We start from the raw sequence: 13,480 nt of genomic DNA, 5'->3' as shown, positions 1-13,480 counted from the left end.
GGGCGTGCCGCCTATGATCCCCGGATGATGGTATCCCTGTTGCTGTATGCCTACTGCCTGGGGGTGCGCTCCTCGCGGCAGATAGAGCGGGCCTGCGAAGTGGATGTGGCGTTTCGGGTAATCGCGGGGAACATGAAGCCCGATTACTCCACCGTTTGCCGTTTTCGATCGGAGAATGAAGGGGAACTGGGGATGTTGTTCACCGAGGTCTTGCGACTGTGCGCCGAAGCAGGGTTGGTAAAAGCGGGGGTGGTAGCGCTGGATGGGACGAAGATCAAAGCCAACGCATCCCTCTCAGCCAACAGGACACAGGAGCATATTGAGGAGGAAGTCGGGAAGATGCTGGCTGAAGCCAGGGAGAAGGATGAGGAGGAGGATCGGCTGTTTGGGAAAGATTCTCGTGGGGATGAAATACCTGAGGACCTCAAAGACCGGAAGAGCCGGCTGGCCCGATTGAAAGAGTGCCGGGAGAGGCTGGCGATGGAGAAGGAAGAGAAGGCCAGGTGTCAGACGGAAAAGATCGAGAGGCGCGAGGCGGAAGAGGCCTCTGCGGGACGCCGGAAGCGGGGTCGCAAGCCGAAGGAAACGGCCAAAGTGTTGGAGGAAGAAGCACATGCCAAAGCCAACGTGACGGAGCCTGACAGCCGGATCATGAAAACCAGGAAGGGGTATATTCAAGGATACAATGCGCAGGTGGTCGTGGAGAAAGGACAGATAGTTCTGGCCGCAGATGTGACACAGGAGCCCAACGATGTACGCCAATTGCACCCGATGACCGGGCAAGCACAGCAGGAACTCCAGTCGGCAGGGATTGAAGGGGAGATAAAGAGCGAACTGGCCGATGCCGGTTACTGGAGCGAAAGCAACATCGTGAAGTCATCGCCCACTGATCCAGAGTTTTTGATAGCTACAACGAAGGACTGGAAACAAAGGAAGGCGATGCGGGAGCAGGGAGCGCCGCGAGGCAGGATACCGGATCATCTTTCACCGCGCGATAGGATGGAGCGAAAGCTATCGACCAAACGGGGGAAGAGTCTGTACAAACTTCGCAGCCAGACCGTGGAGCCGGTGTTCGGTCAGATCAAAACCCGCGGGTGTGACACATTCATGCGGCGCGGGCTCCAGGCAGTGCGAAGCGAATGGCGATTGATATGTGCAACACACAATCTGCTGAAGCTGTTCCGCAGCGGGGCCTCGGAGTTCGCCGGGATTGGCATGAATACCGGCAAAGCGCCTGCTTGTTCGTGATCGATAACGGTAATATTGTCCCTCAGACTGTCACAGAACAAAAAACCGGATCAGTGATGCCGGTTCATCCCGGCCAAGGTATCATAAACTGCTGATGGTTTTAATCTTTGTGCAACAGGCTCCAAAGAACCCAATTTAAGAGCAATAATTGAGAGAGATTTCTCCGACATTCACAAGAGCTATTTCGCAGGATGTTGGAAATCGGTGATAATACTGTGTGGAGGGGCTATTGAGGCTATATTAACAGACCTATTGCTGTCAAAGCAGAGTACAGCTAAAGCCTGTAAATCCGCCCCAAGCAGCCCGGATTTATTGCGTTGGGATTTATCCAACCTCATAAAGGTTTCAGTCGAACTTACTCTAATATCCGACGGGGTTGAAAAGCTGTCCAATCCTATACGCGAATATCGAAATCTTGTGCACCCGGGTAACGAAGTTAGGAAAAAACTCGTATGTGGTCCTGAAGAAGCCAAGATAGCTATTGAGATCTTGAATATTGTTCATCGAGATTTGTCGCAATAGAAACCGCAAAGTCCATACATCCATCTGTTAGCGATTTGTTAGCAAAAACAAAAAAGGCCCTCTTAAGATTACCCTTTAGAGAGCCTTTTTAGCCTCAAAACATGGTAGCGGGGGTTGGATTCGAACCAACGGCCTTCGGGTTATGAGCCCGACGAGCTTCCACTGCTCCACCCCGCGATGGATAAAGTTTCTGTTTCATTCCTGGCAAAAGCCCTCGACCGATTAGTACGGCTTAGCTCAACGGATTGCTCCGCTTACACATGCCGCCTATCAAGCAGCTAGTCTCGCTGCGGTCTTACCTGGTTACCCAGTGGGAGATCTCATCTTGAGGCCGGCTTCGCACTTAGATGCTTTCAGCGCTTATCCGATCCAGACATAGCTACCCAGCAATGCCCCTGGCGGGACAACTGGCAAACCAGAGGTCTGTCCCTCCCGGTCCTCTCGTACTAGGGAGAGATCCTCTCAAATCTCCTGCGCCCACGACGGATAGAGACCGACCTGTCTCACGACGGTCTGAACCCAGCTCGCGTACCACTTTAATGGGCGAACAGACCAACCCTTGGGGCCTTCTCCAGCCCCAGGATGTGACGAGCCGACATCGAGGTGCCAAACGGTGCCGTCGATGTGAACTCTTGGGCACCATAAGCCTGTTATCCCCGGGGTAGCTTTTATCCGTTAAGCCACGGCCTTTCCACGCAGCACCGTGGGATCACTTTGCCCGACTTTCGTCTCTGCTCGACTTGTTAGTCTCACAGTCAAGCCCCCTTATACCAATGCGCTCTACAGGTGATTTCCATCCACCTTGAGGGGACCTTTGGGCGCCTCCGTTACCTTTTAGGAGGCGACCGCCCCAGTCAAACTACCCACCTGGCACTGTCTCCTTGCTTGATCAAGGGTTAGAATCGAAACTTAACAAGAGTGGTATTTCACCGTTGGCTCCGCCCCAACTAGCGCCAGGGCTTCTCAGCCTCCCACCTATCCTACACATGATAAGACTCAATCCAATGCCAAGCTATAGTAAAGCTCCACGGGGTCTTTTTGTCCAGTCGCGGGTAGCCCGCATCTTCACGCGCACTTCAATTTCGCCGAGTTCCTCGTTGAGACAGCGCCCAAGTCGTTACGCCATTCGTGCAGGTCAGAACTTACCTGACAAGGGACTTCGCTACCTTAGGACCGTTATAGTTACGGCCGTCGCTAACCGGGGCTTCAGTTCAAAGCTTCTCCCGACGAATCGGGATGACCTCTCCCCTTAACCTTCCGGCGCTGGACAGGCGTCAGCCTCTATACATAAGCTTACGCTTTAGCAGAGACCTGTGTTTTTGTTAAACAGTCGCTTGGGCCTTCTTACTGCAACCCTCAAAAGCTCCAAGAGCAAGTCTTTTCACTCTCAAGGGCACCCCTTCTCCCGAAGTTACGGGGTTAGATTGCCGAGTTCCTTAACGAGGATTCTCTCGAACACCTTAGGGTACTTACCCCAGCCTACCAGAGTCGGTTTACGGTACGGGTGCTCGTCTTCAAACAACGAGGTTTTTCTAGACAGTGTAGGTTCAGTCGAATCGCTTTGGGTTGCCCCGCAGCTTTCCCCTTTCCTTGGCTTAAGCAAGGGGGGATTTTCCTCCCCTCGCACCTACGATCGGAGACGCACCATGTCCAATGGGGACGCTCTACCTACCTTCCTGTACTCCCCGAGGTTTAACGAAGACGGGCAGTGCTGGAATATTAACCAGCTATCCATCGCCTACGCCTTTCGGCCTCGGCTTAGGCCCGACTAACCCTACGCGGATTAACCTTCCGTAGGAAACCTTAGGCATCCGGTGGGCGTGTTTCGTACACGCCTTACGCTACTCATGCCGACATTCTCACTTCCCTCCGCTCCACACTGACTCACGTCAGAGCTTCAATGCTGAAGGGAACGCTCCCCTACCGCTCGATAAAATCGAGCTCATAGCTTCGGTGACAGGCTTTAGCCCCGTTGAGTCTTCGGCGCGGCGCCACTCGACCAGTGAGCTATTACGCACTCTTTAAAGGGTGGCTGCTTCTAAGCCAACCTCCTGGCTGTCTGGGCAACCCCACATCCTTTCCCACTTAGCCTGTACTTAGGGACCTTAGCTGATGATCTGGGCTGTTTCCCTCTCGACGACGGAGCTTATCCCCCGCCGTCTCACTCCCGAGATAAGATACTTCGCCATTCGCAGTTTGGTTGAGTTTGGTAAGCTTCTCGCCCCCTAGCTCATCCAGAGCTCTACCTGCGAAGTTCAATACTCGAGGCTGCACCTCAATGCATTTCGGGGAGAACCAGCTAGCTCCGGGTTCGTTTGGCATTTCACCTCTACCCACAGCTCATCTCACAATTTTGCCACATTGATGAGTTCAAGCCTCCATTTCGATATTATCGAAACTTCACTCTGACCATGGGTAGCTCACCCGGATTCGGGTCTAATCCATGCAACTAGATGCCCTATTCGGACTCGCTTTCGCTACGGCTCCACAACTTAATTGCTTAACCTTGCTACATAGATTAACTCGCCGGCTCATTCTTCAATAGGCACGCCATCAGGCCGCCCGAAGGCAACCCTCTGACTGTTTGTAAGCACGCGGTTTCAGGTCTATTTCACTCCCCTCCCGGGGTTCTTTTCACCTTTCCCTCACGGTACTAGTTCACTATCGGTCGCCAAGAGTATTTAGCCTTGGGATGTGGTCACCCCAGTTTCCCACGGGATTTCTCGTGTCCCGTGGTACTCAAGAACATAGCTGAGAGCCTCCCCCTTTCGCCTACAGGACTATCACCCTCTACGGTTGCTCTTTCCAGAGACCTTCGACTAGGGTTATGGTTTGTAACTCTCCGTCCCTTCTTGGGTCAGAACATGCTATGCCTTACAACCCCATGATGACATAGGTCCCAAGACCGTTAAGTCACCAAGGTTTGGGCTTTTCCCCTTTCGCTCGCCGCTACTCAGGGAATAATCTCTTTTCCTCGGGGTACTAAGATGTTTCAGTTCCCCCAGTTCCCTCTACCTAGTCTATGTGTTCAACTAGGAGTATCCAGGTTTTACCTGGATGAGTTGCCTCATTCGGGTATCCTCGGTTGAGCTTACTTGACAGCTAACCGAGGCTTATCGCAGCCTAGCCACGCCCTTCTTCGGCTCTTGGCACCAAGGCATCCACCGCGTGCCCTTAGTAGCTTTTGCGCAGGAACAAATCAGAAACTTTATTCACTTTTTAAGGTGCAAGTGAATTCCTATAATAAATCTTGTAATTAGAGCAAAAAAAAGCGGCCTGATATCTATTTCAGCCGCTACTGGCTTCCATCAGACTTTCAATAGGCTATCAGGTTGTCTCTTTATTACTATGCCTTTTGATTTGACTATCCCCCATCGATCCGGATAAACAAATCGTTCTTGAGCAGATAGATAGTATCATATCAATAGTATGTTGTCAAGCAATAATCTCTTCTCTTAATCCGAGGATTTTCCTCATATGAGCAACAATATTCCATGCTGGTGTTGCCCCCGAATCCTCTCATTCCATTTGGTATAGTTTCAGGGTAGAATGCCATTTGCTATCTAAATTTGTGTATCATTATGTCAATGAGCCATCTGAGGGCTACAGGCTGATTCCGGCCACGGCAGCAGCAAGTTCCCAGCAGTACTCGTAGAGGTGCAAGCCCTTGCTCACGCAGATCATCTCCCCATCTTCAACACCAATCTCGCTGGACATGTACTCCTTGAGGAGCTGGAGTCCGCCGAGATTGGTGGGAAAGCCAGCCCACAAATCCCAGCTTCGGAAATACACAATAAAGTGCAGTTTGCCGTATCTGATCCGGGTGTCGACCAGCCGCAGGCATGGCGGGTGCTCAAGATCAAGAGACCCCCTGTTCCCGACCGTCATGCACAACTGGTTGCACTCCGGTCCGTCCTCCTTGTAGCGGCTGATCACAGTCCCTATTTGGGGGGCCAGGTCTTCACCGTAAGTATATAACTCATTAGGCTGTTTGGAATCCGTTATGAGGTAAGCCATGTATTCATTGATGTAATCATCACTGGTTGGAGGCGGCACGCCCTGCGGGACATCGGGCACAAGAGGCCTCATGCCCGGCTTCTCAATGTGGATAACAGCGAAGTCAAGTTCCTTTCTCCTTGTTCCTTCGAAGCTCCCTTTATCGATCACATATTCGTAGCCGTCTTCCATCACTTTGCGGCAGGAATGAAAAAATGCCTCAGAGAGGTCCCTTCCTTCAATGGTACTTATTCGCACTATCGTCCTCCAATGAAATGAGAAAAGGCTTTTGCTACTTGATCACTTATTTCAGATACTTCCCGATCAGCAGTTCCAGGTTCTTCCTGGTTTGATTTGGAATCATCTCCGGCGTTGTGATGATGGCAGTCGCGAGTGCGCCGGCGCATTCACAATTTCTTTTTGCGGGAATATGAGCGGCGGCAGTCTTGATGATGGCTTTGGCCCTCCCGATGTTTTGCGCCAGTATACTCAGAATCTCCTCGATTTTGACCGGCTCAAGTGCTTCGTGCCAGGAGTCGTAATCGGTGACGCAAGCGACCACGGCATAGCAAATTTCCGCTTCGCGGGCAAGTTTGGCCTCCGGCAGCACCGTCATCCCGATGATATCAGCCCCCCACGATTTGTAGAGGCGGGACTCTGCCTTGGTGGAAAACTGCGGGCCTTCCATGGCGATAAAGGTGCCACCTCTGTGAACCTTTGCCCCGGCCTCCTGGGCTGCCTGATATAGAATCTGACTCAGAGCCGGGCAGAAGGGCTCGGCAAAGGGAATATGGGCCACGATGCCATGTCCAAAGAAAGTGTTCAGTCTCCCACGGGTGCGGTCGATGATCTGATCCGGGATTACCAGATCGCGCGGCTTCAGTTCTTCTTTGAAGCTGCCGCAGGAATTAACGGCGATGATCCGCTCCACACCCAGCGATTTCAGCGCGTAGATATTGGCCCGCGAGGGCAGTTCAGTGGGTGTGATGCGATGACCTCGGCCATGCCGTGGTAGAAAGGCGATTCGCGTACCTTCCAGCGCGCCGGTGATGATTGAATCGCTGGGATCGCCAAAAGGGGTTTTGACCTTGACCTCTTCGATATCGGTCATCCCTTCTATCTGGTAAAGGCCAGTCCCTCCGATGACTCCGATTTTAGCCTGCGGCATGGTATTCTCCTTTCTCGATCTTGGCATGAGGCGAACACAGGGGTTCGCCCCTACAATATTACTCTGACAACTTTCTCAGGCTCTGACGGTACGGCCTGCGCGCCACGCCCTTTTCTGTGATTATAGCAGATACGTATCGATGCGGCGTTACATCAAAAGCCGGATTGGCCACCTTCACTCCCTCCGGCGCAACGCAAATTCCACGGATTCGAGTTACTTCATCGGGGTTGCGCTCTTCAATGGGAATCTCCTCTCCCAACTTCAAAGAGAAGTCGATAGTGCTCATCGGCGCAGCCACATAAAAAGGGACTTTGTTCTCTTTGGCCAGAACCGCCACACTGTAGGTACCGATCTTGTTGGCCACATCGCCGCTCGCGGTGATTCGATCCGCCCCCACCACCACGCAGTCGATCTTGCCCCGGCTCATGAAATGCCCTGCCATGTTATCGGTGATCAGGGTTACTGGTATCTTTTCCTGCATCAGTTCCCAGGCAGTGATGCGCGCGCCCTGAAGCAAGGGGCGGGTTTCATCAGCAAAGACCTGAATCTTTTTGCCCTGATTGTGGGCGGCTTTGATTACCCCTAAAGCCGTGCCGAATCCGGCCGTCGCCAGCGCTCCGGCGTTGCAGTGGGTCAGGATTGTGAACCCATCCTCGATAAGCTCAGCTCCAAATCTGCCCATGCGGCGGTCGGCGTCATCGGTCTCTCGCTCGATGAGGCTCACCTCTCTCAAGAGCGCCTCTTTGATTTTAGCCACATTCGATCCGGCTTGAGCCACCCGGTTCATCCGCTCGAGCGCCCAGAAGAGATTGACCGCCGTAGGTCTGGTAGCGGCCAGAGACTTGGAGACTTGCTCCAGTTCGGCTAAAAATTCCTGCTTTGATTTAGCCTCGATGGCTTTTGCCCCCATTGCAAACCCGTAGGCGGCAGCCACGCCAATGGCCGGAGCCCCTCGAATCCGCAGGGACTTGATTGCTTCGCAAACCTGTGGAAGATCGGAAAGCTCAAGGAAGACCACTTCCAGAGGGAGTTTGGTCTGGTCAAGCATCCGGATGTTTTTGTCTTGCCATTCGATGATTTTCATAAATTTTACATAAACCCCTTTATCCCCATTTTCTTATCCGTCTCTGAGAAACCAGCTTTTCTTTAAATCACCTTCCGTTGCTTCAAGTCCTTCGTTGTAGTTATCAAAAGCTCTGGCCCTCTAATGTCGCTACGTCCTTTTCATTCCAGTATACAGCATCCGCCGCCGCGATTCCTATTCCCATGCACTCGCACCGGACGAGTCTCCGAGCAAGAAATGATAACTCAATCGCTGGATTCGGATTTATCTTGGCAGTTGCAGACCATAAGCGTTACTGCTAAAATCATCTGTGCATAGGATTAGTCGATAAAACAGCATACATGGCTTGAAAGGCAAAACCAAAAGTACCTTTGATTACAAGCCCGCTCCAGTAGAATTCCCTGCAAATTGCCGAAGTGGCGGAACTGGCAGACGCGCTGCGTTCAGGGCGCAGTGCCCGAAAGGGTGTGTGGGTTCAAATCCCTCCTTCGGCACCAATAAACTTACTCTCAGAGGGTAAGCGGTCTTTGCACAACGTAACAAGCGCCTGTAGCTCAGCTGGATAGAGCGTAGCCCTGCGAAGGCTAAGGCCGTGGGTTCGAATCCCCCCAGGCGCGCCATAATGGGCAATCAGTTCAATTGGCCAGAGCCTTTGCTTCCACCTCGCTCAGTGATTCCACTTCCCCTCCCCTTGCCCTGAGATTGCTTCGTCGCTGCGCTCCTCGCAAAGACGTTTTGGTGTCAGAGGGGGATTTGGCGAAGGGCGATTCATGAATCGCCCCTACAGGACTCCCCACAATGACAGATGAGCTATGGCCTCAAAAAAGCCACGGATTATCAAGCAATGCAGTGTATTGATTTTGCTCCGAATTGATGATACGATGGCGTTGAATTTGCAATCAGAAAGCTTGCGCATTGAATGACTCCGCATGGTTGCCCCCGGAGGAGATATGATCTACAGCATAACGCTCAATCCTGCCCTGGACCGCACATTATGGGTTGAGCGGGTAAAGCTTGACGATACTAACCGGATTGCCAAAGAAGAACGGTATGCCGGGGGCAAAGGGGTGGATGTCTCAAGGGTTCTTCGGATGCTGGACTTGCCCAACAAGGCGCTGGGCTTTGTTGGCGGATTCACCGGAGAGGAACTGGAAGGACGGCTGCTCAATGAGGGAATCGGATGCGACTTTTCGCGCATTTCGGGAGAGACCCGCACCAACATCATCATTAACGACACAAGCTCCGGTAATCAGTTCACGTTCAGCGACCGGGGTCCGGAGATCAAACCATACGAGCTGATGCAGATGATCCGCAAAGTCGAAAGCCTTGAAAAACCGGAAATCGTGATAATCAGCGGGAGCCTCCCTCCCGGAATCAATCATGAGATTTATCGAAGGATCATTGAAATAGTCAGGAACAACGGGGCCAAGGCCCTGCTGGACACCGATGGAGACACACTGAAAACAGGCATTCAAGCTTCCCCTGATATCATCAAACCCAACCTGCACGAGCTCAGCCGGCTGGTGGACAGGGAGTTGCAAGAACTGGACGAAATCATCGATGCGGCTCGCAGTGTGCACGAGAACGGAATTGATACAGTGCTCGTTTCTATGGGCGCAAAAGGTATGCTGCTAATCGGAGAGAACCAGGCATGCCTGGCTATTCCCCCGCAAGTGAAGGTGGTAAACACCATCGGCGCGGGGGACTCTGCGATAGCCGGATTCGTTTATGGTATCATGGGGAATCACAACCTGAAAGAGGCTCTCACTTACGCCGTCGCTGCGGGCACGGCAACTACTTTAAGGCCGGGCACAGCCCTGTGCACGAAGGAAGATTTCCTTCGCTTGATTCCCGAAGTAACGGTCCGCGATATCTAGTGCCGTGTCAACCTTGATGTGACTTACTATCATTCTGAACTTGGTGCTATATTAGGAGGAATTCCATTTTGAAATTGCCTGCGCACAAAACCAAGATCGTTTGCACTATTGGGCCAACATCCCGTTCGACCGCTGTCCTGCAACGAATGATCAGGAACGGCATGAATGTGGCTCGACTGAATCTGGCCCACGCAGAGCTTGAGAACCACCGAAAAGACATCCAGCGCATCCGGTCGACAGCAGCAAAACTGGAACGCCCGGTCACGATCTTTCTCGATCTCCCCGGTCCCAAGATTCGCCTCGGCAAGCTTGAAAGCGAACCGCTCGTCCTCAAGAAAGGCAGCAACGTGACCCTCACCACCCGGAATATCTTAGGCACCGCCTCGCTCCTGCCGGTAGAGTTTGCGGCGTTTACGCAAAGCGTATCCCGCGGCGGCATTGTATATCTCAATGATGGTTTTATTCAACTGAAAGTCCAGGAAATATCGGGGGACGAGGTGAGTTGCAAGGTGCTCATCGGCGGCATGCTGTTCTCTCACAAAGGCTTGAATCTTCCCCACGCCAGGGTGCTCCCTGATCCGCTGACAGATAGAGACCTGGAATTCGTGGCTTTCGGATTGGAAGAGGGGATAGATATCTTCGGCATGTCCTTTGTGGAAAAGGCCCAGGATATTATCCGTGTCAAGGAGTTTGCTCGCGGAAAGGGAAAAACGATCCGTGTTGTGGCCAAAATCGAGCGAGCCGAAGCGGTCAAAAACATCGATGAAATCTTAGAGGTTGCCGATGCGATTATGGTTGCACGGGGAGACCTGGGCGTGCAAATCCCGATACAGGATGTCCCCATGACCCAGAAGAAGCTCATCCGCAAGGCGAATATCCGTGGCAAGCCGGTGATCACGGCCACTCAAATGCTGGAATCCATGGTTGAAAACGTCCGTCCAACGCGGGCGGAAGCGACAGACGTGGCGAATGCCATCCTGGATGGGACGGACGCGGTGATGCTATCCGAGGAAACCGCCATCGGTAAGTACCCTTCGGAAACCGTGAAAATGATGGCCCAGATTGCCGTATCCGTGGAACGGCAGCGGAGCGCCATAGCGATATCATCCCCTGTGGAAGACTATTTCAGGCACGCTCGCGGCCGCAGGCATGTGACAATCGAAGATGTGCTTTCCCTGAATGTGATAGACGCGATTTATTCGCTGAATGTGCGCCTGGTCTTGACGCCTACATATACCGGCAGCACCCCGCGGCGGATATCCCGCTTTAAGCCGAACTGCTGGATTCTGGCGTTCAGCAGCCACGAACCGACTTGCCGATTCGCCGCCCTCTCCTACGGTGTCTACCCGATTCTCATGGAAAACGTAAACGGTCGATGGCACGATGCAATGCTAGATTCAATACTCGGCTCCGGTCTGGCAAAGAAGGGGGATACGGTGATATTGACTGAGGGATCATCAGTTGGGCAGTTCAGCAGCGCGGATTCGCTCAGGATAGTTACGGTCAAGTAATTGGAAACTTGCGCTCGCGGGCTCAGTCCCAGCGGAAGAACCGGATGGTGATCGCCAGGCAAACGACAGTCCAGATCGCCATTACCGCTATATCTGTGATCATCGAATGCAAAGGACTGCCATCCACCATGATCTGCCTTAGCGCGTCATCCAGATAGGTAAGCGGCAAGAACTTGACCACCGGTTCAATGAAGCCGGGCATGTTGGTGACCTTGAAAAAGGTGCCGGAGAGGAACATCATCGGGAAGGTGACCACGTTGATGATGGGTATCGCGCCTTCCTCAGTCTTGACGAAAGCGGCTATTAGATAGCCTAAACAGGCAAAGACCATCGTCCCCAGAACCACAATTCCGCCCAGGCTTCCCCAGTTGCCGACCATCTGCACACCGAATGCAAGCCGACCTACCAGAATTATCAGCGCCGCCGTCAGGATAACCAGGATCATTCGGAAAGCCAGCTCCCCAAAGATCAGCATCGAACGCCGCAAAGGTGTGCATCCCAAGCGCTTGATAATGTGTGCCTGTCGCTGCTGGATGATAGGCAACCCTCCAAAGATGCCGGTAAACATAAGCGACATGCCAAGTATGCCGGGGACAAGGTAATCGATGTACCTCAAGTCATGCGATTGAACGCTCTTCTCTTCCATGCCGATGAGCCGGACGCTCCCTTGCATGCCCCGATCGATCTCATCGGTCACACGGTACAGGATGGGAATCAATATCTGCTGATTGGAAGTTTGGCTGGGGTCATAATAAACCTGAATATCGTCCGGCTGCCGCAGGCTCAAGGAACCAGCCATCCCCTCTGGAATAACTATCACTGCATCCAGATCGCCATTCCGGAGCAACTGCAACTGCTCGTCCAGCCCCCCTTTCTTGACATCGAAAACCTTGTTCCCATCGATCACAACGGCGTCGAGGCCTTTTTCAATGAAACCAGCGCTTTGAGTTGAGCCCTGATCAACGAGTCCTATATCGAAGGTTTGTGTCTTGGGATCACTGAAGGCCCACCCGAAGATCATGATAAACATGATCGGGAAGATAAAGGTGAAGAACAAGGCGGCTCGATCCCTGATGAACTGCTTGTAGTGTGCCAGGAATATGCTTTTGAAGGCTTTCAATCCCTTATCCTTTTCCCGGTCAACTTGAGAAAAACGTCCTCAAGCGTGGCTTGCCGGATGAACAGCTCCGATAGCTCGGAGGATCTCGATGAGGCCAGTTCAAGCAGCGCGGCGATAGTGGAGGGAATGTGATCGGTGTACAGGATGGTATCATCATCATCGTGATTCACTGCCTTGGTCACGCCCGTCAATCTTGCCAGGGCTTCCTGACCGGGGGAATTGGTCATCTTGAATTGAATGGCGCTCTCCTTGCAGTGCTCTTCGATCATCCGCTGGGGACTATCGATGGCGATGATCTGCCCGTGATCCATAATGGCAACCCGGTCGCACAGCCGCTGGGCTTCCTCCATGTAATGGGTAGTCAGAAAGATCGTTTTCCCCATCCGATGGAACTTCTCGATCACTTCCCACATGGCACGGCGTGCCTGGGGATCGAGCCCGGTGGTTGGCTCATCGAGAAAGATGATGTCCGGATCATTGATAAAGGCGAGCGCCACCGAAAGCCGCTGCTTCTGGCCGCCCGAAAGATTCTTGAAAGCGACCCTCCGGCTTTCCTGGAGTGAAACCAGATCGATGGCTTCAGCCGAAGGTATGGTTTTGGTGTAGAGGCTGCGGAAGAAGTCAAGGATTTCTAACACGTTCAGGCCCGGAAAAAGCGCCGGGCTCTGCGGCTGTACCCCGATGCGCTCCTTGATGGCGCGGACGTCTCTGGAAACATCCATGCCAAGCACCGTCACCGTTCCGCTATCCGGGGTGCGAAGCCCTTCGATTATCTCTACCGTGGTGGTCTTCCCCGCGCCGTTGGGGCCCAGCATCCCGAAAACCTCTCCCCTGGCCACATCGAGGCTGATTCCGTTCACCGCCACGATGTTCCCGTAGGCCTTTAGGAGGCTCTTTACTTCAATTACAGCTTCGGACCGTATGTTCATTTGTCACTAAAATATCACTTCGGGTAGCACGGAGGATCGGCTCTCC

General features: G+C 52.9%; 8 protein-coding genes, 3 tRNA genes and 1 rRNA gene. 5 read left to right on the top strand and 7 right to left on the bottom strand.

Going from position 1 to position 13,480, the window contains the following annotated elements:
• A partial coding sequence (locus tag WC600_18075) for a transposase (protein MFA4904638.1) occupies positions 1-1,248 on the top strand: 1,248 nt, incomplete at its 5' end.
• A 624-nt stretch (positions 1,249-1,872) separates the two neighbouring features.
• Here the strand turns inward: WC600_18075 and WC600_18070 are convergent.
• From WC600_18070 to mtnA, 5 genes are all read right to left on the bottom strand, one after another.
• A tRNA-Met gene (locus WC600_18070) sits at positions 1,873-1,947 on the bottom strand.
• A gap of 25 nt (positions 1,948-1,972) precedes the next feature.
• Positions 1,973-4,958, bottom strand: a 23S ribosomal RNA gene (locus WC600_18065).
• Positions 4,959-5,373: 415 nt separating this feature from the next.
• Positions 5,374-6,024, bottom strand: a complete 651-nt coding sequence (locus tag WC600_18060) for a thymidylate synthase (protein ID MFA4904637.1) — start codon at positions 6,022-6,024, stop codon at positions 5,374-5,376.
• A gap of 46 nt (positions 6,025-6,070) precedes the next feature.
• Positions 6,071-6,934 (bottom strand): S-methyl-5'-thioadenosine phosphorylase, encoded by an 864-nt coding sequence (gene mtnP / locus WC600_18055; GenBank protein MFA4904636.1) that lies wholly within the window; start codon positions 6,932-6,934, stop codon positions 6,071-6,073.
• Between the two features lie 58 nt (positions 6,935-6,992).
• The gene (mtnA, locus tag WC600_18050; protein ID MFA4904635.1) at positions 6,993-8,018 is read right to left on the bottom strand and encodes an S-methyl-5-thioribose-1-phosphate isomerase; all 1,026 of its coding nucleotides are present in this window, start codon (positions 8,016-8,018) and stop codon (positions 6,993-6,995) included.
• A gap of 389 nt (positions 8,019-8,407) precedes the next feature.
• On the opposite strand from mtnA, the gene WC600_18045 reads away from it, so the two are divergent.
• The 4 genes from WC600_18045 (at position 8,408) to pyk (ending at position 11,385) form a co-directional block, all read left to right on the top strand.
• A tRNA-Leu gene (locus WC600_18045) sits at positions 8,408-8,494 on the top strand.
• 46 nt (positions 8,495-8,540) lie between these two features.
• Positions 8,541-8,617, top strand: a tRNA-Arg gene (locus WC600_18040).
• Positions 8,618-8,947: 330 nt separating this feature from the next.
• Positions 8,948-9,874 carry a 1-phosphofructokinase gene (gene pfkB, locus WC600_18035; protein ID MFA4904634.1) on the top strand — a complete coding sequence of 309 codons (927 nt, stop codon included), beginning with the start codon at positions 8,948-8,950 and terminating at the stop codon, positions 9,872-9,874.
• A gap of 68 nt (positions 9,875-9,942) precedes the next feature.
• A complete protein-coding gene (gene pyk, locus WC600_18030) occupies positions 9,943-11,385 on the top strand; it encodes a pyruvate kinase (GenBank protein MFA4904633.1) in 1,443 nt (480 codons plus the stop codon).
• 22 nt (positions 11,386-11,407) lie between these two features.
• Here pyk and WC600_18025 read toward each other — a convergent pair whose 3' ends face one another.
• Together WC600_18025 and WC600_18020 are read right to left on the bottom strand one after the other, a co-directional pair.
• Positions 11,408-12,505, bottom strand: a complete 1,098-nt coding sequence (locus tag WC600_18025) for an ABC transporter permease (GenBank protein ID MFA4904632.1) — start codon at positions 12,503-12,505, stop codon at positions 11,408-11,410.
• Positions 12,502-13,434, bottom strand: a complete 933-nt coding sequence (locus tag WC600_18020) for an ABC transporter ATP-binding protein (protein ID MFA4904631.1) — start codon at positions 13,432-13,434, stop codon at positions 12,502-12,504. Before WC600_18020 ends, WC600_18025 begins: the two co-directional genes overlap by 4 nt.
• Positions 13,435-13,480: the final 46 nt, after the last annotated feature.

This window comes from Desulfobaccales bacterium (assembly GCA_041648175.1).
Taxonomy (GTDB): domain Bacteria; phylum Desulfobacterota; class Desulfobaccia; order Desulfobaccales; family 0-14-0-80-60-11; genus 0-14-0-80-60-11.
The sequence above is the reverse complement of the archived record's forward strand: the minus strand, read 5'-3'. Positions and strand labels throughout refer to the sequence as shown.

Coding starts and splice junctions, on each gene's coding strand:
- mtnP (MFA4904636.1), bottom strand. CDS start 6,934: ATGCCGCAGGCTAAAATCGGAGTCATCGGAGGGACTGGCCTTTACCAG.
- WC600_18020 (MFA4904631.1), bottom strand. CDS start 13,434: ATGAACATACGGTCCGAAGCTGTAATTGAAGTAAAGAGCCTCCTAAAG.
- pfkB (MFA4904634.1), top strand. CDS start 8,948: ATGATCTACAGCATAACGCTCAATCCTGCCCTGGACCGCACATTATGG.
- mtnA (MFA4904635.1), bottom strand. CDS start 8,018: ATGAAAATCATCGAATGGCAAGACAAAAACATCCGGATGCTTGACCAG.